The sequence below is a fragment of the Pseudomonas sp. 9.3L genome (genome assembly GCF_058536285.1).
This window is the reverse complement of the sequence record NZ_JBZUBK010000001.1, coordinates 813,200-839,240: the sequence shown is the minus strand read 5'-3', so window position 1 is coordinate 839,240 and position 26,041 is coordinate 813,200. Positions and strand designations below refer to the sequence as shown.

The following is a 26,041-nucleotide window of genomic DNA, read 5'->3' as shown; positions in this document are numbered from 1 at the left end:
TGCTCTATTTTTTTGAGAGCAAGGCACTAATGATCCCGACCGATCTCAGAATAGCCATAGGACGACCCCAGAAAAGACCAGGATGTGTACTTATACTCGTTGCGTCGATTGTACAGGCTTCGTAAGCCTTTGCTCGCTAATCGCAAACGTGTAAAGAGGGCAACATGACTCTACCTATTGCAATAATCGGAGCCGGCATGGCCGGGCTTTCCGCCGCTGGCGCGTTGACCGCAGGCGGCCAGACCGTACACCTGTTCGAGAAGAGCAAAGGCCCCGGTGGCCGTATGGCCAGCAAGCGCAGCGAAGCCGGGCCACTGGACATGGGCGCGCAATATTTCACAGCGAGGGACCGCCGCTTTGTAGCGCAACTGCAGCAGTGGCAAGCCTTGGGCTGTGTCGCGCAATGGTCACCTGTGCTGTACAACGCCCGCGGCGGTCAATTAAGCCCATCCCCAGACGAGCAAGCGCGCTGGGTGGGTGCGCCGCGCATGAGCGCACTTACCCGCACCCTGGCAGAAGGCTTGCCGGCGCTGTTCAACTGCCGCGTTACGGAGGTGTTTCGTGGCAAGGATCACTGGCACCTGCTCGATGCCGAGGGTGCCAGCCATGGGCCCTTCAGCCATGTGATCTGTGCCGTACCCGCCCCTCAGGCAACGCCGCTGCTCGCCGCCGCGCCTAAGCTGGCAAGCGTGGCAGCCGGGGTAAAAATGGAGCCCACCTGGTCCGTTGCACTGGGCTTCACCACACCATTGCACACACCCTTGCAGGGTTGCTTTGTACAAGACAGCCCACTGGATTGGGTAGCCCGTGACCGCAGCAAGCCAGGACGAGAGAGCCCAATGGATACCTGGGTGCTGCACGCAACCAGTGACTGGAGCCGCGAACATTTGGATGTTAGCCGCGAGGGCGTGATTGAGGCCCTGTATGGGGCTTTTGCGGAATTGATCGGGTGCGCCGTGCCAGCAGCAGACTTCACTGCAGCGCACCGCTGGTTGTATGCCAAGCCTGGCAGTCACCATGAGTGGGGCGCTCTGGCTGACGCTGATCTGGGCCTGTACGCCTGTGGTGACTGGTGCCTGTCAGGCCGGGTTGAAGGTGCATGGTTAAGTGGCCAGGACAGCGCTCGGCGCTTACTGGAGCACTTGGAGTAACACAGGGTCTGGCGCCATACCGTCAGGGTATTTATTACAACTGATCGGTGGAACCTATAGCGCGCGTGCTTTACAAATAGATTAACGTGTACAACATTTTTCGAGGCCGCTATGCGGGACTGCACATCCACGGACCTTCCGTCGCTACCTGAAGGGTATCGTCCGAAGCTCGCCATCAGTGCGTGCCTAATAGGCGAAGAAGTTCGCTACAACGGTGGTCACAAAAATTCCACTTTTTGCACCCGCGTACTGGGGGAATATGTCGATTTCGTACCGGTGTGCCCAGAAATGGCCATAGGGTTAGGGGTACCACGCGAACCTATCCGATTGGTGGGGGACCCCTCCTTACCCCGCGCCGTAGGCAGCATGACCTCGTCCCTGGATGTGACTGCCCCGCTTCTCGATTACGGGAAGCACATGGCCGCCTCGTTGACGGACATTTCGGGCTACATCTTTATGCACAAGTCCCCCTCGTGCGGCCTTGAACGCGTCAAAGTGTACGCAGCGAACGGCATCCCCTCACAGGACGGCGGCCGGGGCCTGTATGCGCAGGCGTTTTGCGCCGCCAGGCCAGACCTGCCTGTCGAGGAAGATGGCCGCCTGTGCGACCCGGTGCTACGAGAAAACTTTCTGGTAAGGGTTTACGCCTACGCGCAGTGGCAACAGCTCGTAGCCAGTGGGTTAACCAAGGCCAAGGTCACGGCGTACCACGCGCGCTATAAGTACCAGTTGATGGCAAACAACCCTGAGCAGTACAAAGCCCTTGGCCGCCTGCTTGGCACCTTGGACGATTCCATTGAGACCGTTGCGTCAACCTACTTCACCGCACTGATGGTGGCCTTGCGTCGCTGCGCAACTCGCGGTACGCACAGCAACGTACTTGAGCACATCGCGGGTTACCTGAGCGACGCGCTGGATCATGCAGGGCGCCAAGAGGTGCATCAGTTGATTACTCAGTACCGGACTGGCATCGTGCCGCTTGTGGTACCGCTCACGCTGCTCAAGCACTTGTTCCGGTTGCACCCGCACCCATACATCGCTGGTCAGGTTTACCTGCAGCCGCACCCTGAAAAGTTGAGCCTCCGCAATGCGATATGACTTATGACAGCCCATACAGACCCTGATCTGCTGGATGAGAACAACCAGACGCTGCCCAAGAATGCTGTCGCCATGGGCTGGCTGCCTATAAGGGAAATTGCACGGCGCACCGGGGTGAACCCGGTGACGCTCAGAGCCTGGGAACGACGCTATGGCCTGATAGTGCCCCATCGTACGCCCAAGGGGCATCGGCTGTACTCGCCCGACCATCTGGAGCGCGTACAAAAGGTCATCACCTGGCTGAACCGCGGCGTTGCGGTCAGCCAAGTCAAGGCGCTGCTGGACGCACCCGAACCGCGGCCACAGATGCTGGCCCAGAATGACTGGTTGCCACTGCGGGAAAACCTGGTGCAGGCCATCGCTGAACTGGGTGAACGCCGTCTGGACGATCACTTGAACCAGGCCATGGCGCTGTACCCACCTAGCACCTTGTGCGAGCACCTGCTCTTACCGCTGCTCGACGACCTGCAGGTGCGCTGGCAGCAACAGCAGTTTGGCGCCCAGCTCGAACAAGCGTTCTTCCATGGCTGGCTGCGCAGCAAGCTGGGCGCCCGCTTGTACCACAACAACCGCCAGCTCAACGGCGCGCCGCTATTACTGGTCAAGCACAGCGACATTGCCTTCGACCCAGAGCTCTGGCTCACCGCCTGGTTAGCCAGCAGTGCCGATTGCCCCGTTGAAGTGTTGGACTGGCCGGTGCCTGCTAGCGAACTACTGCTCGCCGTAGAGCGCCTATCGGCTAAAGGCCTGGTGCTGTACGCCAGCCGCCCGGTGCCGTTGGACAGCTTGAGCCGACACCTGCAGCAGTGCCCATGCCCCATCATCCTGGCCGGCCCGGCAGTACTGATCAACGGGCAAGACCTGCGCGAACGCGCGGGGTTGACCAAGCTGCTGTTGGCCAGCGATCCATTGGCGGCTCAAATAACGTTGCGGTCGCATCACCTTATCTAGGACGTTCATGCCTGTACTTCATCAACTGGTCTGGCTACGTACAGACCTGCGCGCCGATGACAACACGGCCCTGCTGGAAGCCTGCGGCCGAGGGCCCACCTTTGCGGCTTTTCTGATCACGCCCGAGCAGTGGAGAGCGCACGATGATGCCCCGTGCAAAGTAGACTTCTGGCTACGCTCACTCGCATCGTTGAGCACACGCCTGGCCAAGCTGAACATCCCGCTCTTGGTGCGAACGGTATCCAACTGGGATGGCGTACCCGCTGCCTTGCTGACGCTGTGCAAGACACTGAACATCGACACGGTGCATTGCAACGAGGAATACGGGTTTAACGAGCGGCAGCGAGACGCAGCTACTCGGAATTTGCTGAGTGGTGAAGGCATAGGCTTTGTCAGCCACCTTGACCAGCCCCTGTTCGCCCCGGGTACCGTGCTTACCCGCACGGGTGGCTATTACCAGGTATTTGGCCAGTTCCGCCGTGCATGCCTTGAGCAGCTGCGCGCTGGCCCGCCTTCACCCGGCGGCAAACCAGCGCCTCAGACACCGCTGAATACACCCAGTGACACCATTCCTACACAGGTAGAGGGTTTCGAATTGCCCTCAACCGCCCTCCGCGAACAGTGGCCTGCGGGTGAGGACGAGGCACTGCGACGGCTCGACGCCTTTACCGACGACACCATTCACGATTACCAAACCGGGCGAGATTTACCGGCACGCCCCGGCACCAGCGAGCTGTCCGCTTACCTCAATGCGGGTGTGGTGTCTGTGAGGCAATGCTTGCATGCCGCGCTGACCAGCAACCAGGGTGAGCTCGACAGCGGCAGCGTGGGCGCCACCACCTGGATTGGCGAACTGTTATGGCGAGAGTTCTACACGCATATTCTGGCGGGCTACCCTCGGGTATCGCGTCACCGTGCCTTTCGCCAGCACACTGAGGCACTCCCCTGGCGTAACGCCGAAGATGATTTCGAAGCCTGGAAAGCGGGCCGGACAGGCATTCCTATCATCGATGCCGCCATGCGGCAAATGAAGGCCATAGGGTGGATGCACAATCGGCTACGAATGATCACCGCCATGTTCTTGAGCAAGAACCTGTTAATCGATTGGCGGCGCGGCGAGCAGTACTTCATGCAGCATTTGATCGATGGTGAATTGGCTGCCAACAACGGTGGCTGGCAGTGGAGTGCGTCTACCGGCACGGATTCGGTGCCCTACTTTCGGATATTCAACCCGGTAAGCCAGTCAGCGCGCTTTGACCCTCAGGGTGTGTTCATCAAGCAATGGGTGCCAGAGCTGAGCCACTTGAGCCCTAAGGACATCCATAACCCGCCGAGAGGCAAGCACCTCTATGGCGAGCTGGAATACCCCGTACCTATCGTCGACCTCAGCGAAAGCCGCACGCGTGCGTTGTCAGCATTCAAGAACCTGCCGAGGCCAGCGCAACGCGCTTAGATAGGCATGTGGTAGTTGAGCGAATACGCCTCAATGCCGTCGTTGGGCTCTTTGATGCCAGCGTTGGAATAGTGAATGGCGCGAACGCTGACTTCATGGCCCCCACCGAAGCGCACACCCAAGCCCAAGCGGTCTTCAAAGTTGAAGGCCGACCCCAACTTGTTACCTTCGATCTGAGTCTGAGAGAAGACCGACACGCCGATACCCGCTTCAACGAAGGGTTTTACCGAGCCGTTGCCGAATTCGTAGACGAAGACGGGAGCAAAGGAGAGGCTGTTGTTGCCGGAATGCTCGTCACCTTCCCAGTAGGTGTAGGCTCCATCCCAGTAACCTGTCAGGTGACCAACGCTACTCTGCCACCACGTCTTATCCCAATCGGACTGCAAGCCGAAGCGATAGACCATGGTGGACTCGCCCGTCTGGCCTACGGAAAACGATACGCCAGCCGCTTGAGCGGACACGCTGTGCCCAAGAACCATGGCTGCGATGGCGGCCAGACCCAACATTCTCTTCATGAGGACATCCCTTCTTCTGGTTTTTTTCAGGCATTTTTTCGAAAACTGGTACTTGGAAATCCGGAACCTTTCGTTAGTTCAGGCATGAACGCCGTTTTTTCACGACTTTTTCACGTTTCAAGCGCCAGCACGGCGTCTGAATATATCCCAAAGCCCTGTAGGACGTTTCGAAAATGCTGCGGATCTCCGCTGGTCCAGTATTGCACCGAGGCTAGGTACCCAGCGCTCAGCAGGCCCTGTTCGGCCAACCGCCGTTGCAGGTGACGGGCGACAGCTGCCCCGGTGTCCACTAGCGTTACGCCCGGCGGCAGCAGTGTGGCCAGTAATGGTTTCAGGAAGGGGTAGTGGGTGCACCCCAGGATGATGGTGTCGCAACCCGCAGCCAGTAGCGGTTGCAGGTATTCGATCACCACACTGCGCAGCCTAGGGCTGTGCAGATCCCCTTGTTCGATCAGCTCTACCAGCCCTGGGCAGGGCTGGGTCACCACGGTGACGTCGCTGGCGAAACGGTCCAGGAGCGCTGCGAAACGCGCACTTTGCAAGGTGCCGGTCGTCGCCAGCACGCCCACACTTCCGTTACGCGTCGCCAGCGCAGCGGGTTTGACCGCAGGCTCCATGCCGATGATGGGCCAATCAGGGTAGTGCAACCGCAGGTCGGCAGCGGCGGCGGCTGTGGCCGTGTTGCAGGCAATGACCAAAGCCTTGGCGTGCTGGCGGTGAAAGAAGTCAGCGATGACTGCGCAGCGCTCCCGGATAAAAGCAGGGGTTTTTTCGCCATAAGGCATATGCCCACAGTCGGCCACGTACAGCAGAGCCTCCGCTGGCAGGCAGGTGCGTATTTCTGCCAGTACCGACAGGCCCCCTATGCCCGAATCGAACACCCCAACGGGGGCATCGGACTGTTTATGCATGACGTGTTTTACACACTGCGCATTGCGGATCACGTTTAAGGCGCAGCTCGCGGAACCGCGTGGTCAAGGCATCGATCAGCAACAGGCGCCCTACCAAGGGCTCACCGAACTGCGCCAACAGCTTGAGGGCCTCAAGGGCTTGCAGGCTACCTACCAGCCCGACCAGCGGGCCGACGACGCCGGCCTCGCTGCAGGTCAACTCGTCGTCGCCCCCATGGCCATACAAGCAGTGATAGCAGGGGCTGCTCGCTATGCGAGGGTCAAAGACCGATACCTGACCCTCAAGGCGAATGGCAGCGCCGCTAACCAAGGGCTTACCTTGAGCAAAACAGGCGGCGTTCACTGCTTCACGGGTTGCAAAGTTGTCGGAGCAATCCAGCACCACATCCACAGCCTGCACAGCACTTACCAACGCGTGGCCGTCCAGGGCGTGAGGGTGGCTAACCAGTTCGACCAGTGGGTTAAGGGCTCGAAGCCTGGCCTCGGCAGAGGCCACCTTGGGTTGACCGACGCTGGCCGTGGTGTGCACGACTTGGCGCTGCAAGTTGGTGACGTCTACTTGATCGAAGTCTGCCAAGTGCAGCTCGCCCACCCCGGCGGCTGCCAGATAGAGCGCCACCGGAGAGCCCAGCCCACCCAACCCCACGATCAGCGCGCGGCTGTCTTTGAGCTTCAATTGGCCAGCGATGTCCACTTGGGCCAGCAAAATCTGCCGGCTATAGCGCAACAGCTCGGTATCCGTTAGCACGCGTGGCGCCCCATTGTGACTCGCTCATGACCACCAAGGTCGCTGTGGCTTTCGATGTGTTCAAAGCCTTGCCTGACCAGCAATTCCCGCACGCTGGCGGCCTGGTCGTAGCCGTGCTCCAGCAACAGCCAGCCCCCCGTGAGCAAATGGGCAGGTGCCTGGGTGATGATCTGCCGGATGTCATCCAGCCCATCAGGCCCGGACACCAGCGCGCTGGACGGTTCATAGCGCACATCGCCTGCGCTCAGGTGCGGATCGTGCGCCCGAATGTACGGCGGGTTGCTGACAATCAGGTCGAACGCCTCCCCGGCCACGGTGGTGAACCAATGGCTAGCCTTCACCTGAACGTTATCAAGCCCCAGCCGCAGGCGGTTTCGCTCCGCCAGTGCCACGGCCTCCGGCACGCGATCGACCGCCATCACACGCCAGCCAGGACGTTCCTGGCCCAAAGCCAGGGCAATGGCGCCGGTGCCTGTGCCCAGGTCTAGCACGCTGGCCTGCGTGGGGGGAAGCCGTTGCAGCGCCAGCTCGACCAGTAGCTCGGTATCGGGCCGTGGAATCAGGGTATGCGGGGCCACTTCGAGGTCCAACGACCAAAACCCCTGATGCCCAAGGATGTACGCTACCGGTTCGCCCTGGCGCCGGCGCGCAAGGTACGTGGCAAAGACACGCGCAGGCTCAGTGCCCACGATTCGCTCCGGCCAGGTGCGCAGGTAACTGCGCGGCTTGCCCAACGCAGCGGCTAGCAGCAACTCGGCATCGAGCCGTGCGCTAGGCGATTCTGGAAGCTGGGTATCGCGTAACAGGCTGGCAATGATGGTCATTCAATCACCCAGCGCTGCCAACTGGTCCGCCTGGTATTCGGCGAGCAGGGGTTCGATGACCGCGTCGACGCCGCCGGCAAGTACCTCGTCCAGGGAGTAAAGGGTTAGGTTGACGCGGTGATCCGTGACCCGCCCCTGAGGGAAGTTATAGGTACGGATGCGTTCGGAACGATCACCGGAGCCTACCAGCAGCTTGCGCTCGCTGGCGATGGCGTTTTGCGCGGCACTGGTTTGCATGTCGTTGAGCTTGGCCGACAACCAGGACATGGCGCGCGCACGGTTCTTATGCTGCGAGCGCTCTTCCTGGCATTCCACCACGATGCCGGTGGGCAGGTGAGTAATGCGAATGGCGGAGTCGGTCTTGTTCACATGTTGGCCGCCTGCGCCGGAAGAGCGGTAGGTGTCTACCCGCAGGTCTGCCGGGTTGATCTCCACCGCGACCTGCTCGTCCGGCTCGGGCAGCACCGCCACGGTACAGGCCGACGTATGGATTCGCCCCTGGGATTCGGTTTCCGGAACCCGCTGTACGCGGTGAGCGCCGGACTCGAACTTGAGCTTGGCGTAGACGCTGTCACCCTCGACCCGGGCGATGACCTCTTTATAACCACCGTGCTCGCCTTCGCTTTCGGACAGCACCTCTACCCGCCACCCACGCCGCTCAGCGTAGCGCGAGTACATGCGGAACAGGTCGCCGGAGAAGATGGCGGCTTCATCGCCGCCGGTGCCGGCGCGGATTTCAAGAAAGACGTTGCGGCCGTCGTTAGGGTCTTTAGGCAGGAGCATGCGCTGGAGGCTTTGCTCCAGCTCGGCCAGGCGCTGCTTGGCATCGCGCACTTCCTCCACCGCCATCTCGCGCAAGTCCGGGTCGCTGTCCTTGAGCAGGGCCTGCGCCCCCTCCAGGTCATCCTGCACCTTGCGCCACTGGCGGAAACCACCGACCACGGGCTCAAGCTCAGCGTACTCGCGGGAAGACGCGCGAAAGCGGCTTTGATCGGCGATGACTTCTGCATCGCCAAGCAGCGCGGTCACTTCCTCATAGCGCTCCTGAAGGATTTCGAGTTTGTTCAGCAGTGACGCTTTCATTGCAAGGGTCTGTCCGTAGCGCCCTCGTCGAGGGCAAACAATTCTTGGGCCATGGCCAGCGCATCGAGGCGGCCTTCGGCGGAGAGCTTCTTGAGCTGCACGCTGGGTGCGTGAAGCAACTTGTTAGTGAGGCCGCGCGCCAGTTGAGCGAGCACGTCCTCGGCATTGCCGCCATTGGCGAGCAGGCGCTGGGCCTTTTGCAACTCCTCGTCGCGCAGCCGCTCGCCTTGCTGGCGGTAGGCGCGCAGCACATCCACGGCGGCCAGCTCGCGCAAGCGGGCCATGAAGTCATTCACGCCACTGGAGACCATTTCTTCAGCGGCCTGGGCGGCCCCCTGTCGGCTCTTGAGGTTTTCGGCCACCACATCGTGGAGGTCATCCACGGTATATAAATACACATCGTCCAACTCGCCCACTTCGGGCTCGATGTCCCGTGGCACGGCGATATCGACCATGAAAATGGGCTTGTGGCGCCGCTGCTTGAGCGCGCTTTCCACCGCCCCCTTGCCCAGAATCGGCAACTGACTGGCAGTAGAGCTGATCACGATGTCGCTGTTGACCAACTCTTGGGGAATGTCGGACAGCAACACCGCGTGGGCGCCGAACTCTTCGGCCAACACCTTGGCACGCTCCAATGTACGATTGGCCACGACAATCCGCTGTACCCCCTGCTCGTGCAAATGTCGAGCGACCAGCGTGATGGTTTCACCTGCGCCAATAAGCAGCGCCTGACTACGCTGGAGGTCCGAGAAGATCTGCCGGGCAAGGCTGACGGCAGCAAAGGCTACCGATACCGGGTTTTCACCGATCGCGGTGTCGGTACGCACCTGCTTGGCAGCATTGAAGGTTGCCTGAAACAGCCGGCCCAACATGGGCCCGACGGTACCGGCCTCGCGAGCTACCGCGTAGGCGGACTTCATCTGGCCAAGAATCTGCGGCTCGCCCAGTACCATGGAGTCCAGCCCGGCGGCAACACGCATCATGTGCCGAACCGCGTCGGCGTCTTCGTGCACATACGCGCAGGCACGCAGGTCCTGGGCGCTGAGGTGGTGGTAGTCGGCCAGCCACTGCAGCACCGCTTCGGCGCGTGCGCTCGACTGCTCGATATAGAGCTCGCTGCGGTTACAGGTGGAGAGGATCGCTGCTTCTCGCGTGCCGGTGTACTGACACAACTGCTGCAACGCCTCGACCAACTGCTCCGGGGTGAACGCCACGCGCTCGCGAACGTCTACCGAAGCGGTTTTGTGGTTGATGCCAAGGGCGAGGAAGGCCATGCACGGTCGCTGAAGGAGGTGTTGAGCCGCCAATTGTCCTACTTCATCAGGTTCAGAACAACCACCGCACTCTATTGTCCCAATAGACGAACGAGATAACCCCACCTCGGTGGGTTTGCCCTTGCGCTTGTGTCATCATGCGCCCCACCGAAGGTTAGCCGCTCGATTGCTCCTTATATGAAAAAATCCCCCGCGTTGCTTCTCGCTCTCGCCCTGCTCGGCGGGTGCCAACACCTGGCCACGCCTCAGGCACCTGCGGCCACTGCCGCTCAAGCACCGACCCCGCCACCGGCTCCGCCTGTGGTCTACGGCTCGTTCAGCGAGGAAACGCTCTACAGCCTGCTGGCCGCAGAGCTGGCTGGCCAGCGCAATCGGTTCGACATTGCACTGGACAACTACGTCACCCAGGCCACTAAAACCCAAGATCCAGGTGTGGCCGAGCGCGCCTTCCGCATTGCCGAGTACATGGGCGCAGACCAGTCGGCTCTGCAAACCTCACTGGTGTGGGCACGTACAGCCCCCACCGACCTGGATGCCCAACGGGCCGCGGCCATCCAGTTGGCCAGGGGCGGCCGTTACGACGAATCCATGGTGTACATGGAGAAAGTGCTTCAGGGCAAGGGCGATACACACTTCGACTTCCTCGCACTTTCTGCAGCCGAAACCGACCAGGCCACCCGTGACGGGCTGCTGCATGGGTTTGAGCGACTACTGGCAAAGTACCCCGGCAACAGCCAGTTGATTTTTGGCAAGGCGCTCTTGCTTCAGCAAGATGGCAAGGCTCAAGAGGCCCTGGCCCTGCTTGAACGCAACCCGCCGCAAGACGGCGAGGTCGCGCCGCTGCTGTTGCGGGCGCGGCTGCTGCAAGGCCTTGACCGTGGCGACGAGGCCGTTCCGCTGCTCGATAAGGCCGTGCGCAAGGCGCCCGACGATAAGCGGCTGCGCCTGGCGCTCGCACGCACCCTGGTAGAGCAGAACCGCATCGAAGACGCCAAGGTACAGTTCCAGGTACTGCTGCAGCAAAACCCCGATGATGATGAGCTGCGCTACTCCCTGGCGTTGGTGTGCCTGGAAGCCAAAGCGTGGGACGAAGCCGAAGGGTATTTGAATGACCTGATCGAGCGTGGTGCGCACGTAGACTCCGCTCACCTGAACCTGGGCCGCGTAGCCGAAGAACGTAACGACCCCCAACGGGCGCTCGACCAGTATGCGCTGGTTGGCACCGGTACCGACTACCTGCCCGCGCAGTTGCGCCAGGCGGATATCCTGGTCGCCAATGGCCGCGCTGATGAAGCCGCACGGCGGCTGGCCGCGGGCCGCGCTGAAAACCCCGACTACGCCGCCCAGCTGTACCTGGTTGAAGTCGAAACGTTGTCCAACAATGACAAGGTAGATCAGGCCTGGGCGGTACTTGAGCACTCGCTTACGCAGTTCCCCACCGATTCGAACCTGCTCTACACTCGCGCCATGCTGGCCGAGAAACGCGGCGACCTGGCGCAACTCGAACGCGATCTGCGCAGCATCCTGCAACGCGAGCCTGACAACGCTATGGCGCTCAATGCGCTGGGCTACACCTTGTCGGACCGCACCAATCGCTATGTGGAAGCCAAGGCGCTGATCGAGAAAGCCCACGCCCTGAACCCTGAAGACCCCGCCGTATTGGATAGCCTGGGCTGGGTCAATTACCGGCTGGGCAACCTTGATGAGGCTGAGCGGCTGTTACGGCAGGCGCTGGCGCAATTCCCTGACCACGAAGTGGCAGCCCACCTGGGCGAAATACTGTGGGCAGAAGGCAAGCAACGGGAAGCACGCCAGGTATGGCGTGAGGCCCTTAAAGCCCAGCCAGACAGCCCCCTCCTGCGCAGCACAGTGCTGCGCCTCACCGGTTCCGAGAAGCCCTGATCCATGTTTCTGCGCCATTGCCTGACGTTCGCCTTAGTTACCCTCCTCGCCGGTTGTGCCGGCCTTGGCCCTAAAGAGGCCGTAGAAGGTCAGGGTAACGCCCAGACCTGGCGGGATCATAAAGCCCAGATCGCCCTGGTGGATGGCTGGGAAATCAACGGAAAGGTGGGCATCCGCGCGCCCAGCGACTCGGGCAGCGGCACGCTGTACTGGTTGCAGCGCAACGATTATTACGACATCCGCCTGTCGGGCCCGTTGGGCCGTGGCGCCGCGCGCCTGACCGGCCGCCCAGGTGATGTGAGCCTGGAAGTCGCCAATCAGGGCCGTTACCAGGCCACCAGCCCAGAAGATTTATTGGAACAACAGCTGGGCTGGCGCCTGCCGGTGGGCAATTTGGTGTATTGGGTACGTGGGTTGCCTGCGCCCGAAGGCAAGAGCACGGTGGTGCTGGATGCAGATAGCCGGCTCGCTCACCTTGAGCAGGCAGGCTGGAACATCGAATACACGCGTTATAGCCAGCAAGGCGCCTATTGGCTACCAGAGCGCCTGAAGCTTCACGGCCAGGACCTGGACGTGACACTGGTCATTAAAGACTGGCAGCCGCGCCAGCTGGGGCGCTGAGATGGATCGGCCTCGGCTGACCCTGCCTGCCCCTGCCAAGCTGAACCTGATGCTGCACATTCTGGGTCGCCGCCCGGATGGTTATCACGAACTGCAGACACTGTTCCAATTTCTCGACCATGGCGATGAGTTGGATTTCGCCGTGCGTGACGACGGAGTGATTTCACTCCACAGCAACTTGGAAGGTGTGCCCCCCGATAGCAACTTGATCGTAAAGGCTGCCAGGCGCTTGCAGGCTGAAGCGGGCACTTCGCATGGAGCTGATATCTGGCTGCGCAAAGTGCTGCCCATGGGCGGCGGCATCGGCGGCGGCAGCTCGGATGCCGCCACTACCCTGCTTGCGCTAAACCACCTGTGGGGCCTGAACTGGGAGGCCGATCGCCTGGCCGCGCTGGGCCTGACCCTGGGTGCCGATGTACCGGTATTCGTGCGCGGCCAGGCTGCTTTTGCAGAAGGCGTGGGTGAAAAACTGACCCCTGTCAGCCCCCCTGAGCCTTGGTATGTGGTGCTCGTTCCGCAAGTGTCTGTAAGTACAGCAGAAATTTTTTCAGATCCGTTGTTGACACGAGACTCTCCCGCCATTAAAGTGCGCTCCGTTCTCAGGGGAAACAGTCGAAATGACTGCCAACCGGTGGTTGAGAGGCGTTATCCAGAGGTACGTAACGCTTTGAGTTTGCTAAGTAAATTTACTTCAGCTAAACTCACCGGCACTGGAAGTTGTGTGTTTGGGGCCTTCCCAAACAAAGCTGAAGCTGATAAAGTTTTGGCCCTTCTGACAGAGACCCTTACAGGGTTTGTAGCAAAGGGAAGCAATGTTTCAATGTTGCATCGCAAGCTAGATACTCTGTTCTAAAGAAACGAGTGCTCGGCACTCGGTTGATCCGCCACAGGGGCGTCGCCAAGCGGTAAGGCAGCAGGTTTTGATCCTGCCATGCGTTGGTTCGAATCCAGCCGCCCCTGCCATTTTCTATACTCATCCAGGTATACCCCAGCCGGCAGGTACTGCGCGTGTCCAAGATGATGGTCTTTACGGGGAATGCTAACCCCGATCTGGCTCGGCGTGTTGTACGTCAGCTTCATATTCCACTGGGTGATGTCTCTGTCGGAAAATTCTCCGACGGTGAAATCAGTACTGAAATCAATGAAAACGTTCGCGGTAAAGACGTCTTCATTATTCAGCCGACGTGTGCTCCAACCAACGATAACCTGATGGAACTGGTCGTGATGGCAGATGCCTTCCGCCGTTCGTCTGCGTCGCGTATCACTGCGGTGATCCCCTACTTCGGCTATGCCCGGCAGGACCGTCGTCCTCGCTCGGCCCGAGTAGCGATCAGTGCCAAGGTGGTCGCGGACATGCTGACTGTAGTCGGCATCGACCGTGTGCTCACCGTAGACCTTCACGCCGACCAGATTCAGGGTTTCTTCGATATTCCCGTCGACAACATCTACGGCTCGCCCGTACTGGTTGACGATATTGAAGACCAACGCTTCGAAAATCTGATGATCGTGTCTCCGGACATCGGCGGCGTGGTGCGTGCGCGTGCCGTTGCAAAGTCGTTGGGCGTCGACCTCGGCATCATCGACAAGCGTCGCGAGAAAGCCAACCATTCCGAAGTGATGCACATCATTGGTGACGTGGAAGGCCGTACGTGCATTCTGGTCGATGACATGGTCGATACCGCAGGCACCCTGTGCCACGCGGCCAAGGCCTTGAAAGACCACGGTGCGGCAAAAGTCTATGCCTACAGCACCCATCCGGTACTGTCTGGCCGTGCCATCGAAAACATTGAAAATTCCGTGCTGGATGAGCTGGTGGTGACCAACACCATTCCATTGTCCGCTGCGGCACAATCTTGCTCGCGTATCCGTCAACTGGATATCGCACCCGTCGTTGCCGAAGCGATGCGTCGCATCAGCAATGAAGAATCGATTAGCGCGATGTTCCGCTGAGGCTTAGCCTTCGCGACCACCTCGCTAGCGAACCTGCCCCGCCCCGACCTCTGTCCGGGCGGGGCTTTTTGCCCTTACCACTCTGCGCTGGTCGCAAACGCTGAGTGGGCCAGGGCTAATTTGGAGAAACGAAATGACTGATTTTACCCTGAATGCTGAAGTGCGTTCCGACCTGGGGAAAGGTGCGAGCCGCCGCCTGCGTCGTGAAGCCCTGTCCCGTGTGCCTGCCGTCGTCTACGGTGGCGAGCAAGCGCCTGAGTCCATCACCCTGATGGCCAAAGAAGTCGCCAAGCTGCTGGAAAACGAAGCGGCCTACGCTCACGTGATCGAGCTGAGCGTTGGTGGCACCAAGCAGAGCGTCATCATCAAAGCCCTGCAGCGTCATCCGGCCAAAGGCCATGTACTGCATGCTGACTTCGTTCGCGTCGTCGCTGGCCAGAAGCTGACCGCCACCGTTCCGGTTCACTTCATGAACCAGGAAGCTGCCGGGAAGAAAGGCGGCGAGATCTCGCATGTCGTTTCCGAACTGGAAATCACCTGCCTGCCTAAAGACTTGCCTGAGTTCATCGAAGTCGACATGGCCGACGCCGAAGTGGGCACCATCGTTCACCTGTCGGAAATCAAAGCACCGGCAGGTGTTGAGTTCGTCGCCCTGGCCCACGGCAATGACCTGGCTATTGCCAACGTCCATGCTCCGCGCATCCAGGACGAAGACGAAGCTGCTGAAGAAGGCACTGCTGAGTAATCAGCGGCCTTGTTAGGGCAGCATGGCTGCCCTTCCCAAGCGTTTAGAAAGAGCCCCTGACGTGACCGCCATCCAGTTGATCGTCGGCCTGGGAAATCCAGGCTCCGAATACGAACAGACCCGGCATAACGCAGGGGCTTTTTTCGTTGAGCGTATTGCACGTGACCAGAACATCACGCTGGTCGCGGAGCGCAAATTCTTTGGCCTTGTGGCGCGTTTCAGCCATAAGGGGCAGGACGTTCGTCTGTTGATCCCCACCACCTACATGAACCGGAGCGGGCAGGCAGTGGCCGCCCTTGCCGGTTTCTATCGCATTCCGCTGGACGCGATACTGGTGGCCCATGACGAACTCGATCTTCCGCCAGGCGTCGCCAAGCTCAAGCAGGGCGGCGGCCACGGTGGGCACAATGGCTTGCGTGACATTATCGCGCAGCTAGGCAACCAGAACGGCTTTCATCGCTTGCGGCTAGGCATTGGCCACCCAGGCGATGCCAGCAAGGTGTCGGGCTTCGTGTTGGGGCGAGCACCTCGCGCCGAGCAGGATAAACTCGACACCAGTATCGACTTCGCCCTCGGCGTGCTGCCAGATATTCTCGCCGGGGAATGGCCCCGGGCGATGAGAGAACTGCACAGCCAAAAGGCCTGACTCCACGAAGAGGGTTGTACCATGGGTTTCAATTGCGGCATCGTCGGCCTGCCTAACGTCGGCAAGTCCACCCTGTTCAACGCGCTGACCAAATCCGGCATCGCTGCGGAAAACTTTCCGTTCTGCACCATCGAACCGAACAGCGGCATCGTGCCCATGCCCGACACCCGCCTGGATGCCTTGTCGGCCATCGTCAAGCCAAAGCGCGTCGTTCCTACCACGATGGAGTTCGTGGACATCGCAGGTTTGGTCGCAGGGGCTTCCAAGGGCGAAGGTCTGGGTAACAAATTCCTGGCAAACATTCGCGAAACCGATGCCATCGCCCACGTGGTGCGTTGCTTCGAAGACGAGAACGTTATCCACGTCTCCAATAGCGTTAACCCCAAGCGCGACATCGAAATCATCGACCTGGAGCTGATTTTCGCGGACCTGGACAGCTGTGAGAAGCAGCTGCAAAAGGTCACGCGTAACGCCAAGGGCGGCGATAAAGAAGCGTTGGCGCAGAAGGCTGTGCTTGAGCAACTGGTGCCTCACTTCACCGAAGGCAAGCCAGCACGCAGCCTCATGAAAACCATGAGCACCGAAGAGAAGCAGCTGGTACGCGGTTTCCACCTGCTGACCAGCAAACCGGTGATGTACATCGCCAACGTGGCCGAAGACGGTTTCGAAAACAACCCGCACCTGGACGTGGTCAAGGCCATTGCCGAAGAAGAAGGCGCGCTGGTGGTGCCGGTGTGCAACAAGATCGAAGCGGAAATCGCTGAGCTAGACGATGGCGAAGAAAAGGACATGTTCCTGGAGTCGTTGGGGCTGGAAGAGCCGGGCCTGAACCGCGTAATCCGGGCGGGCTACTCGCTACTCAACCTGCAAACCTATTTCACCGCTGGCGTGGAAGAAGTGCGGGCCTGGACGGTACGCATCGGCGCCACGGCCCCGCAATCAGCGGCCGTGATCCACACCGACTTTGAGAAAGGTTTCATCCGTGCCGAAGTGATCGCCTACGACGACTTCATCCAGTACAACGGCGAAGCCGGTGCCAAGGAAGCGGGCAAGTGGCGATTGGAAGGCAAGGAATACATCGTCAAGGATGGCGACGTGATGCACTTCCGCTTTAACGTCTAACCCACATCTACCGTTAAAAGGCTCAGCGCCGTAACACGCCTGCATAAGCCGCCCCGCAAAACCGCGCCCTGTCGCGGTTTTGTTGGCTGTGCTTGCCTTGTGGGTGACCTGCTCCCCGTATCGCTACCCCTACGTTTATGCAAAGGCACACGCGCCGCTGCATGCGTTCTGTCAGCGTCACACCCTGCAGCTGTTTTACACCGCACTGGTGGTCTTGTTCGTGATCTTTTTTACCTCTTTATCCCCCAGGCCAAGCAAGCCTGTCAGAGACCTCACATTTCCAGCACATAACCTCGAACGGCCTCGGCCCTGATGCATTCTCTTAACAAGCACTATAGAGGCGGCCTACCAGAATATGGCTCAAGCTAAACCTTACAGCGCCGATAGTGTGGAATTACCATCACTCGCCGCTCGTAGGTGCATCTTCCCGAATGCAGGCTCACGACATAGGCCGCACTAGGAACCGTAGTTATGAAGCTCGCCCACCGTCTGCTGCTGATCGTCGTCTGTGCGCTACTAGGACTGCTGGTGATTTCAGCGTTCGCGCTGACCACCTTGCGTGCAACGATGCTGGAAGATAAACGAGCCGAAATACATTCGGTACTGAACCTGGCGGCTCATCAGGTTGATTATTTCCAGACACAAGAAAAGAGCGGCCAACTGACGCGTGAGCAGGCTCAGGCCAAAGCCATCGAGGCCCTGAGCAGCTTGCGGGACGGCAGTAACGCCTACGTCTGGGCACGTACTGTAAACGCATTGAGCCTGGTACACCCCAACCCTAACTTCATTGGCAAGGTAGACGTGGGTGCGACACTGCCGAACGGCAAGACCACTTGGCAGAACTACCTGGATCATCTGCAAGGCACTCACTTCGCGTATTTCGACGACCTGGCCAAGCGCCCAGGCTCGGATGCGGTGGTCCCTAAAATCAATGGCCTAACCAAAATCGACGGGTGGGACTGGTATGTGGGTTATGGCATCTACGTAGACGACATCAATGCAGCTTACTGGCGCCTGGCGATAAACTTTGGCGCCATCGGCCTGTTAGTGTTGGTCGCCGTTGCGTTCCTGGCCTACCGCATGTCACGCAGCATTTATCAAAGCCTGGGCGGAGAGCCGCAGTATGCCACCGAGGTGGCTCGTGCCATCGCCGATGGTGACCTTAGCCGGGTGGTGGAAGGCCGCTTCAAGCCCGACAGCCTGTTGGCAGCCGTGGCACGCATGCAGACCAGCTTGCGCGAAATGATTCTGGGCATCCAGCGTGGCGCCGATCACTTGGGCACTGCCGCAGCAGGCTTGACCGGTCAAATGCACGACATCGACAGCGCTTCTCAACAGACGTCGGAAGCGACCACCCTGACCGCTGCGGCCATCGAAGAAATGTCGGTGACCATCGACCATATTTCGAACAACGCTCAAGAAACTGAACGCAACTCGCAGCGTTCGGTGCAATTGGCCGCGCGCGGCGAGCGCCTGGTCGATGAAATGACGGGCGCGATCCAGAAAGTCTCCACTCAGATTACCGATGCCTCTGGGCTTATTACCGGCTTGGTCAAGCGCACGGAGGAGATCGATGGGATCACCAGTACCATTAAAAACATCGCCAGCCAGACAAACCTTCTCGCCTTAAACGCAGCCATCGAGGCGGCCAGGGCCGGAGAGCAAGGCAGGGGCTTTGCAGTCGTAGCCGATGAAGTGCGTAACCTTGCGCAGCGCACTGCCCTGGCCACAGAGGAAATCATGACCATGATCAGCGCGATTCAGGCTGACACTGGGCGAGTGGTTAAAGGCATGACGGAGGTGACGCCGCAGGTGGCAAGCGGCGTGGCATTGGCCAATGAAGCCGCTGCGGCCTTGCGTGAGATCAATGCCGAGGCCTCAGCTACGCTGGTACAGGTGCAGGAGGTGGCGGGCTCGACCTCCGAGCAGAGCTTGGCCAGTACCAGCGTGGCGCAGAACGTGGAGCGTATCGCCAATATGGTGGAGCACTCAGCGGTGTCTACCAAGGCCGCCAATCGCAATGTTCAGTCATTGGAGAGTTTGGCACGTGAACTGCGCGGGTCAGTGGCACAGTTTCGTTTGTAGCGTCTCGCTGGGGCGCAGATCGATCGCACGCAGCCGCTCCCTGCTCACACACGAATATCCTCTGGCCCATTGATCAGCGCCTCGATACGCGTCCCCGTGGTGCGTTCTTCGTTACTGAACCCGTCGTACTGGGCCAGGTCGCCAAAGCGCAGGTCGGTCAGTTGCTCGATCTGCAGCACGCTGCGCTGGTAGGTACGCAGGTGGCCAAAGGTGAGGTTGAGTTGGCCCAGCTCACGGCTCTGGTCGATCATGTATGCGCTGGCTGAGGGCTTGCCGTCCTCGCCTAGATACGCCACAACTTTCCAAAAGGCCTTGGGAATGCGCACACCTCGATAAAGAGGGTCATCCGCCCCGAATACCGGCCCCGTGAACACCGTTGCGCGCGCCTTCCAGCGCTGGGTGTTGTCCAGAATGTAGTCTTCCAGTTCAAGCCAGGTCTTCTGGTTAAATGCGCTCATTTGCGGCGAGCAGTTAGTGAAATGGAACGTGTCCGCGTTAGCAGTGCTGGCGTCCTTGCCCCAGTTAGGGTCTTGTCGGCGCACCAGATGGCCACGGTCTAGGCCATTGGCGGCGTAGAGCGTTTCACCCACTTGAGCATCAGTAGGTAAACGGCCGTCATAGGCCCACACATCCTTGCTACGTGGCACTGCCACGGCATGCGCGCCATTGATGTTCACGCCGACACACCGCGCCAGCCGTCGCGAGCGCGACATCGTGATGGAAAAGTGCAGGTAATCCAGACGGTCGCCTCCCCCCTTCATCACAGACACATCGTCCGCACTCGCTTCGCCGACAGTGGGCCAGGGCACCACGAAATCGCCTAGAAAGGTGTCCGAGTAGCCTAGACGGCTCTTGAATGCCTTGGCGGGCGTCACGCTGAGCGTGGCCGGTGGGCTAAGCAGCGTGTGGGGCGCAAGGGCAGATACTATAGGGCGTAAGTCGGCAAGCCTAGGGCGGTGCTCAAGGTTAATGCGGGGGCTGCGTGCTGGCATTGAACGGCTTCCAGGTAAGAAGAGGTGCCGTTAGTGCAGCATAGGGTTGTGACAGTCGTATGCAGGCACAATGCACTACGTTACCTGGTTACTGGCGTGCTACGCACCGTGCACGGCGCTCGTCCACGCGCTGAGCGAACCAGGCGGTGGTCAAGTGGCGGGTGATCTTGGGGCTTTCCAGGGTAATGCCGGGCAGTACGGCGCGCGGCAGCGTCCGGCCAGCCACTTGGTCCGCCAGGCTGAACACGCGCTGATACACGCCAGTGGTTTCAAAATCAGGCTGCGAACCTTTCTCCAGCGCGCGGTGGATGTCGTCGTCGCTCATGTTCAAGCGCTTACCCAGGGAGCGTACTGCCAGCTCAGTCTGGCCGGGGGTGGAGGAGCCGTAGTTGACCAAATCCCCGTCTAGCTTCAGGCGTGCACGTACCAACCGGTTGAGCGCTGCCTGAAAGGCCGCGTTGCGGCTGGCGTAGTGACCGGCGTTGTAATCTGCAAAACGGTAAAGCAATGCAGGATAGGGGGCCGGATAACCCAGCAGGTGCGCCGTACCGTAATACACGCCACCTCGACGGCTGAACACTTCCTGGCGAACCGACCCGTCGCGTGAATAGGGGTAGCCTCGGGCGTTCTGCTCTGCAAAGGCAATGGCCACCTGCATCGGCCCGCCCGTATGCACAGGGTTGAAGCTACCGAACAGTTGCTGCCCCAGCGGCACCGTGCCGATAAGGTCATCGAACACTTCGCTGAGTTCTCGCTCGGAACGCACTCTGGCGATACGCTGCGCGTAAGTATCACCGGTGGGTGACTTGAGGTTGAGTGCGGCATCTACCAGAAAGCCCGGCACATGCACCTTGCTCGCTCGACGGTCGATTTCCTGGCGGGCGATGCGGCCCAGCCCAGGCACTTGCGGGTCGGGGTTGAAATTGGATTCCTGCTCGATAACCGCAATGACCGCGCACAGGTTTTGTGCGGTAGGCGCCAGCGCCTGCGCCTCGAACGCCACCTGGATATCCGTTGCCCACCCTTGAGGGTCACGGGCTGAGGCAGGCAACAGGCGCTGCACACTGCTGCGCACTTGCTCAGGTGTAGGGCCCGTAGGCTGCTGCTGATGACTACAGGCCGCCAGCACCAGCAACACAACGCCCAGTGCAATCTGCTTCAACGCTCTCAAACCTACCCCCTTATGTTGAGGCGTAGGATACAGAGGACGCGTTTTTTTACCAGCCAGCAGAGGCCTGTGCCATTCCCCCTCGCTATAACAGAAACAACAGCGCAGCCCCGTAGACGATGGCGCCTACCAGGAAGGTCGCGAAGGTAAAACCTAGCACCCGTTGCACCCCTACCCCTGCCATCGCAACCACGGGTGCAGCCCAGAAGGGTTGCAGCATGTTCGACACCTGCTCACCCATGGCCACGGCCATGGTGGTGGCAGGCAAGGAGGCATGCAGGGTAACAGCCGCGGGAATTACGAACGGCCCTTGCACGGCCCAATGGCCGCCCCCACTGGGTATCAGGAAGGTCACTACCAGCGAGCAGACGTAGCTCCAAAAAGGCAGCGTGTGGGCATTGGAAATCGCGACGAAGGCGTGGGCGATCACACCCGGCAGGCCCGTGGCCTCCATGATGCCCATCAGGCCGCCGTAGAGCGGGTACTGAAGCATCATCGAACCACTTTGCTTCGCCGCGTTTTTCACAGCATTGGCGTAGGCCAACGGGTAACGGTGCAACAAAATCCCTAAGGTAAACATCACGAAGATCACGGCATTCACGCCGCTGAACGGCAAGTGCCCCAAGTAGGCGGACACGATGACAGCCACGCCTCCTAGCCCCATCAGTACGCTGCCTAGCCATGAGTATTCCAACCGCTGCGCGAAGGTCCAGGGGCCTTCGGGAGGCTGTTCACGCACAGGGTCAGGGTGCTTCGTGATGTCCAAGGCAATCACGTCATCCCCGCGCGGCCTTAACGCCGCCAATACAAAGGGCATGACCACCAGCATCACCACGGTCGGCACCAGGTTGAACGGCGCGAAGACCATTTCACCCACGCCCAACACCTGCCCGGTGACCTTCTCCACGACGTTCATCGGATTACCCGCTGTGGACTGCGCCAGCACGATGGAGCCAGACATACCCCCGGCCCACACCACCCAACCCGAGAACCCCGCCGCCACGATCCAGGCAAAATCAACACGCATGCGCTTAGCGATTTCCCGTGCCAGCAACGCACTCATGACCAGGCCAAAGCCCCAATTGAAAAATGAGGTCACTGCAACGCTGACAAAAATAAGCGCCCCCGCCTGGGCCGGCGTGCGGGCCAGGCTGATAAGCCGCGTGAACACCCGCTGCACGATGGGTGCATGAGCCAATGCGTGCCCCAGCACCAATACCAGGGTAATTTGCAGGGCGAAGGTGAAGATGTTGAAAAACCCTTTGTACCACCCTGACAACACCGTGGCTAAAGAGGCCTGCGGGCCCCAGACCATGGCCGCCAGGGCGATCAGGAACGTCAGGAACACGGCCAGCACGAAGGGGTCGGGTATGGTCCGCTCAAACACACGGATGGTGTTATCGGTCAGCCGCGTGCGCAGGCTACGCGGAGTGGGTTTGGCGACGGTCATTGGGAGGCCCTCCGCATCGCGCTTGGCGAGCCTGGGGTGTACGCCTGGTCGTTGGGCATGACGTGAATCCTATTGTGATTGTTATGGACGACGTTAAAAGGGGGCTGACAATGCGGTCGTTACAGCAAGGCGCCACACGCACGCAGGCCGCTGATTTGCTCGTCAGTAAAACCGTGAGCCTGCATGACTTGGTCTGAATGCTGCCCAAAGACTGGTGCCGCGAAGGGCGCGGGGCCTGCTGAGCGACCGAAGCGTATGGGCCCGGTGAAACCACGGTAGCGGCCTACTACAGGATGTTCATAGTCGGCAATCAGGCCTTCAGCCTGGCTTTGGGGATAGTCGAACATATCCTCGACCCGCCGTGCCGCAGCGCAGGGCACCGCATCGCCAAACAGCCCTTCCCAATCCAGTGCTGAGCGCCGCTGCAAGGCTTCATGTAGCTGCGGCACGATCACCGCCTGGTGTTCGGCCCGCTTGCGCACGGTGTCGTAGCGTTCATCGATCAAGTGGTCCAGGCCTGTCTTTTCGCACAGCGCCTGCCAGAAATGCGGCGTGTTCGCGGACAGGTACAGGTAGCCCTGGCGAGTAGGATGGATGCCCGTAATGCCTCCTGAACGCATGTCGCGGTCCAGGTCCGCTGGCTCGCCTTCAGCCCAGATCAAGCGCGCCGACTGCATGGTCAAGGCGCTGCGCAACAGCGACACGCCTACGTACTGCCCCACTCCGGTCTTTTCTCGCTGATACAGGGCCGACGACACGCCACCCGCTACCAGGGCGGCAGCGTAGTAATCGACGACAGAGCCGTAGAGCACTTCAGGCGGGCCACCCGGCTTGCCTTGGGCAACGCACATTCCAGTCATGGTCTGCAGCACCTGGTCGTAGCCTGCCTTGTCTTTGAGCGGCCCGCTGTCGCCGTAACCGGTCACCGCGCAGTAGATCAAACGGGGGTTGATGGCAATAAGTTGGTCGTAGTCGATCCCTAGCCTGGCCGGGACGCTGGGCCGAAAGTTGTGCACCAGGACGTCGGCCTCACGTACCAGGCGGTACAAGGCTTCAAGGCCTTCAGGGCGCTTGAGGTCCAGCACGATGCCGAGCTTGCTGCGGTTAACGCCCAAGAAAGCGCGGCTTTCACTGGGCAAGGTTGAGGGGTATTTGCGCAGGTTATCGCCTGCCGGGGATTCGACCTTGATCACCTCAGCGCCTTGGTCAGCCAGCAAAGAACACCCATATGGCCCGGCGATGTAAGCGCTAAGGTCCAACACCTTTACACCACTCAAAGGCCCGGCAGGCACTTGGGGCTCACCGTTAGATGCGGCTATTGAACGCTCACCCATAACACTTCCCCACTGCTGCATTTATTCGTTGATGGCCTGCTCTGTCGAATTGAGGGTGCAGGCGTCGAATGAGCTTGAGCGGTGGGACAAGATATTAAAAATAGTTTTTGGTGAATTCAAAGTTTCAAAATTATGAGCTATATCGATGGGGTCGGGCCGTCATACAGCACTTCGCAGAACGCCTCGATGAGTTTGATCTTTGCCGAATTGCGCTTCCACAGCAGGCCGATGGGCCGGGAAATACCAGGGCCTGGCAGCGCCAGTTGAGCTAACGCACCGAGGTTGGCGTGCAACGGCTGCCACCTTGGTACCAACGAAACGCCCAGCCCGCCGGCCACCATCGCGGCAATGGCTTCCAGCGCATCGATCTCAAAGCGCTCCTGCGGGGCAATGCCTGTTTCTAGCAGGTAACGGTCTGCAAGCAAACCGCCCCAAGAGCGCCGGTGGTAACGAATGAACGGCTCGCTGGCCAACACCTCATGCGCATCACGCCCGCTGAAGCCCGCGGGTGCCAGCACGATAAAGGGCTCCTCTCGAAGGGGCCGCCAGGTGAACTCCTTAGGGAGTTCAAAGGCAGGGCGCACCATCAAGCCGACGTCGATCTCCCCCGCCACCACTTTGCGGTACAGCGATGTGGACACAGCTGGCTCAAGGTGGGTATGCAGGTGTTTGTAACGCAGGATCAGCGTTGAAAGCACCCGGGGCACCAGGTAGGCAAGCGCCGTGGAGATGCAGCCGATGCGCAAATCGCCGGCGATCACATCCAGCGCGGCGATGGCACTCAGCTCTCGTGTTCGAAGTAACAACTCCCTGGCCGGCTCGACCAGTGCAAGCCCCGCCGCCGTGGCTTGCATGTTGCGGCCCGCGCGGGTCAAGAGGGTAGCGCCGATTTCATGCTCCAGCGCCTTGATCCGCTGCGCCACTGCTGTGGGGGTGAGGTTCAGAGCGCGTGCTGCCGCGGCCGTGGAACCCAAGCGTGCAACTTGCAAAAAGCTTTCGAGGTAGCGCGTGTCCATACAGAACTTTTTTTGGACTCTAATTTAATTAATAGTCACTTTAGTTATCTTTCGCTGCTTTGCAAACTAGGCCTCCCCGCGATTACGTCAACCGTGGGCGATAAGAAAAAGAACGGAGGCCCTAAATGCGCAGCAAACTCTTCGTGCCTGCCTCGCGCCCAGAACTGTTTGCCAAGGCGTTGGCCTCCGAGGCAGACGCCGTGAGCTTCGACCTGGAAGACGCGGTGGCGCCATCCGCCAAGGCCCAGGCCAGGGAGCAGCTGGCTGCGGCTTTGTTCAGCCTTGAGCCCACGGACAAAATCATCGTTGTCAGGGTCAATGAGGTTGCTTCAGCACACCACGAGCCTGATCTGGCAGCCTTGGTGGGCCCGAAGGTTCAGGTGATCAACCTACCCAAGGTGGAGTCGGCCGAGCAGGTCCAGGCACTGGCTCACCGGCTGCGCGAACTTGAAGCCCAACAGGGCCTCACCGTGCCCATTGGCATTTTGGCCACCATCGAGTCACCTAAAGGCCTGCGCAACGCTGCGGCCATTGGCGCGGCAAGCCCTCGTGTCGTCGGTTTGCAATTAGGCCTTGCCGACCTTCTGGAGCCGCTGGGCATTGACCGCCTGAATGCCTGGACGCTGCATCACATTCGCCTGGCGCTGCGCCTTGCCGCAGGTGAAGCAGGGGTGGCGGCTTATGACACCGCCTTCGCTCGCGTCAAGGACCCGGAGGGCTTTACCACCGAGGCCATGGCGGCAAAGCAGCTGGGTTACGCCGGCAAATCCTGTATTCACCCCTCGCAAATCTCACTGGCCAACCAAGCCTTCGCGCCGGACCCCTCCCAGATCGCCCATGCGTTACGCGTGACCGCAGCGGCAGCCGAGGCCGAAGCGGCGGGGATTGGGGCCTACCTGGTGGATGGGCAGATGATCGACGGGCCATTTGTACGCAGCGCACAGGCCGTCATCGCGTCAGCGCGCCGCGCAGGGCTGATTTAACCGCAGTGACCCAACACGG

Annotated in this window: 24 protein-coding genes and 1 tRNA gene; 14 read left to right on the top strand and 11 right to left on the bottom strand. The window is 60.2% G+C overall.

What is annotated here, in order from left to right:
* Positions 1 to 164: 164 nt before the first annotated feature.
* From AC4LE2_RS03765 to phrB, 4 genes are all read left to right on the top strand, one after another.
* Positions 165 to 1,151, top strand: a complete 987-nt coding sequence (locus AC4LE2_RS03765; protein WP_491824171.1) for an NAD(P)/FAD-dependent oxidoreductase — start codon at positions 165 to 167, stop codon at positions 1,149 to 1,151.
* Between the two features lie 111 nt (positions 1,152 to 1,262).
* Entirely contained in the window at positions 1,263 to 2,249 is a 987-nt protein-coding gene (locus AC4LE2_RS03760; protein ID WP_491824170.1) for a YbgA family protein, read from the top strand.
* 3 nt (positions 2,250 to 2,252) lie between these two features.
* Positions 2,253 to 3,200, top strand: coding sequence for a MerR family transcriptional regulator (locus AC4LE2_RS03755; RefSeq protein ID WP_491824169.1), 948 nt, complete (start codon positions 2,253 to 2,255; stop codon positions 3,198 to 3,200).
* 7 nt (positions 3,201 to 3,207) lie between these two features.
* Entirely contained in the window at positions 3,208 to 4,653 is a 1,446-nt protein-coding gene (phrB, locus tag AC4LE2_RS03750) for a deoxyribodipyrimidine photo-lyase (protein ID WP_491824168.1), read from the top strand.
* On the opposite strand, the gene AC4LE2_RS03745 is transcribed toward phrB, so the two are convergent.
* The 6 genes from AC4LE2_RS03745 to hemA form a co-directional block, all read right to left on the bottom strand.
* Positions 4,650 to 5,168, bottom strand: coding sequence for an acyloxyacyl hydrolase (locus tag AC4LE2_RS03745; RefSeq protein ID WP_491824167.1), 519 nt, complete (start codon positions 5,166 to 5,168; stop codon positions 4,650 to 4,652). The genes phrB and AC4LE2_RS03745 overlap by 4 nt on opposite strands.
* Positions 5,169 to 5,278: 110 nt before the next feature.
* The gene (gene murI, locus AC4LE2_RS03740; RefSeq protein ID WP_491824166.1) at positions 5,279 to 6,079 is read right to left on the bottom strand and encodes a glutamate racemase; all 801 of its coding nucleotides are present in this window, start codon (positions 6,077 to 6,079) and stop codon (positions 5,279 to 5,281) included.
* Entirely contained in the window at positions 6,072 to 6,827 is a 756-nt protein-coding gene (locus AC4LE2_RS03735) for a molybdopterin-synthase adenylyltransferase MoeB (RefSeq protein WP_491824165.1), read from the bottom strand. The genes murI and AC4LE2_RS03735 overlap by 8 nt, the downstream gene beginning before the upstream one ends.
* On the bottom strand, positions 6,821 to 7,651 hold the full coding sequence (prmC, locus tag AC4LE2_RS03730; protein WP_491824164.1) for a peptide chain release factor N(5)-glutamine methyltransferase: 831 nt from the start codon (positions 7,649 to 7,651) through the stop codon (positions 6,821 to 6,823). The genes AC4LE2_RS03735 and prmC overlap by 7 nt, the downstream gene beginning before the upstream one ends.
* Positions 7,652 to 8,734 (bottom strand): peptide chain release factor 1, encoded by a 1,083-nt coding sequence (gene prfA, locus AC4LE2_RS03725; protein ID WP_491824163.1) that lies wholly within the window; start codon positions 8,732 to 8,734, stop codon positions 7,652 to 7,654.
* On the bottom strand, positions 8,731 to 10,008 hold the full coding sequence (hemA, locus tag AC4LE2_RS03720) for a glutamyl-tRNA reductase (RefSeq protein WP_491824162.1): 1,278 nt from the start codon (positions 10,006 to 10,008) through the stop codon (positions 8,731 to 8,733). Before hemA ends, prfA begins: the two co-directional genes overlap by 4 nt.
* Before the next feature lie 177 nt (positions 10,009 to 10,185).
* Between hemA and AC4LE2_RS03715 the strand changes: the two genes are divergently transcribed.
* The 9 genes from AC4LE2_RS03715 to AC4LE2_RS03675 all read left to right on the top strand — a co-directional run bounded on the left by AC4LE2_RS03715 (position 10,186) and on the right by AC4LE2_RS03675 (position 19,079).
* Entirely contained in the window at positions 10,186 to 11,910 is a 1,725-nt protein-coding gene (locus AC4LE2_RS03715) for a tetratricopeptide repeat protein (RefSeq protein WP_491824161.1), read from the top strand.
* A gap of 3 nt (positions 11,911 to 11,913) precedes the next feature.
* Entirely contained in the window at positions 11,914 to 12,531 is a 618-nt protein-coding gene (gene lolB / locus AC4LE2_RS03710) for a lipoprotein insertase outer membrane protein LolB (RefSeq protein ID WP_491824160.1), read from the top strand.
* A 1-nt stretch (position 12,532) separates the two neighbouring features.
* A complete protein-coding gene (gene ispE / locus AC4LE2_RS03705) occupies positions 12,533 to 13,384 on the top strand; it encodes a 4-(cytidine 5'-diphospho)-2-C-methyl-D-erythritol kinase (RefSeq protein WP_491824159.1) in 852 nt (283 codons plus the stop codon).
* 35 nt (positions 13,385 to 13,419) lie between these two features.
* Positions 13,420 to 13,494, top strand: a tRNA-Gln gene (locus AC4LE2_RS03700).
* Between the two features lie 45 nt (positions 13,495 to 13,539).
* Positions 13,540 to 14,481 (top strand): ribose-phosphate pyrophosphokinase, encoded by a 942-nt coding sequence (locus tag AC4LE2_RS03695; RefSeq protein WP_491824158.1) that lies wholly within the window; start codon positions 13,540 to 13,542, stop codon positions 14,479 to 14,481.
* 133 nt (positions 14,482 to 14,614) lie between these two features.
* Complete coding sequence (locus AC4LE2_RS03690; protein ID WP_491824157.1) at positions 14,615 to 15,226, top strand: 50S ribosomal protein L25/general stress protein Ctc; 612 nt, start codon at positions 14,615 to 14,617, stop codon at positions 15,224 to 15,226.
* A gap of 61 nt (positions 15,227 to 15,287) precedes the next feature.
* Positions 15,288 to 15,872, top strand: coding sequence for an aminoacyl-tRNA hydrolase (pth, locus tag AC4LE2_RS03685; protein ID WP_491824156.1), 585 nt, complete (start codon positions 15,288 to 15,290; stop codon positions 15,870 to 15,872).
* A gap of 21 nt (positions 15,873 to 15,893) precedes the next feature.
* The gene (gene ychF, locus AC4LE2_RS03680) at positions 15,894 to 16,994 is read left to right on the top strand and encodes a redox-regulated ATPase YchF (RefSeq protein WP_491824155.1); all 1,101 of its coding nucleotides are present in this window, start codon (positions 15,894 to 15,896) and stop codon (positions 16,992 to 16,994) included.
* A gap of 471 nt (positions 16,995 to 17,465) precedes the next feature.
* Positions 17,466 to 19,079, top strand: a complete 1,614-nt coding sequence (locus AC4LE2_RS03675) for a methyl-accepting chemotaxis protein (protein ID WP_491824154.1) — start codon at positions 17,466 to 17,468, stop codon at positions 19,077 to 19,079.
* A 44-nt stretch (positions 19,080 to 19,123) separates the two neighbouring features.
* Here the strand turns inward: AC4LE2_RS03675 and AC4LE2_RS03670 are convergent, their stop codons facing one another.
* The 5 genes from AC4LE2_RS03670 to AC4LE2_RS03650 all read right to left on the bottom strand — a co-directional run bounded on the left by AC4LE2_RS03670 (position 19,124) and on the right by AC4LE2_RS03650 (position 25,039).
* Entirely contained in the window at positions 19,124 to 20,071 is a 948-nt protein-coding gene (locus AC4LE2_RS03670) for a DNA/RNA non-specific endonuclease (RefSeq protein WP_491824153.1), read from the bottom strand.
* Positions 20,072 to 20,159: 88 nt separating this feature from the next.
* Positions 20,160 to 21,242 (bottom strand): DUF1615 domain-containing protein, encoded by a 1,083-nt coding sequence (locus AC4LE2_RS03665; protein WP_491824152.1) that lies wholly within the window; start codon positions 21,240 to 21,242, stop codon positions 20,160 to 20,162.
* Positions 21,243 to 21,324: 82 nt separating this feature from the next.
* Positions 21,325 to 22,689, bottom strand: a complete 1,365-nt coding sequence (locus tag AC4LE2_RS03660; protein WP_491824151.1) for a short-chain fatty acid transporter — start codon at positions 22,687 to 22,689, stop codon at positions 21,325 to 21,327.
* 119 nt (positions 22,690 to 22,808) lie between these two features.
* A complete protein-coding gene (locus AC4LE2_RS03655; RefSeq protein WP_491824150.1) occupies positions 22,809 to 24,023 on the bottom strand; it encodes a CaiB/BaiF CoA transferase family protein in 1,215 nt (404 codons plus the stop codon).
* A gap of 137 nt (positions 24,024 to 24,160) precedes the next feature.
* Positions 24,161 to 25,039: a LysR family transcriptional regulator gene (locus AC4LE2_RS03650; protein ID WP_491824149.1), complete on the bottom strand. Its 879-nt coding sequence runs from the start codon at positions 25,037 to 25,039 to the stop codon at positions 24,161 to 24,163.
* 125 nt (positions 25,040 to 25,164) lie between these two features.
* On the opposite strand from AC4LE2_RS03650, the gene AC4LE2_RS03645 reads away from it, so the two are divergent.
* On the top strand, positions 25,165 to 26,022 hold the full coding sequence (locus AC4LE2_RS03645; RefSeq protein ID WP_491824148.1) for an HpcH/HpaI aldolase/citrate lyase family protein: 858 nt from the start codon (positions 25,165 to 25,167) through the stop codon (positions 26,020 to 26,022).
* The last annotated feature ends 19 nt before the right edge of the window (positions 26,023 to 26,041 follow it).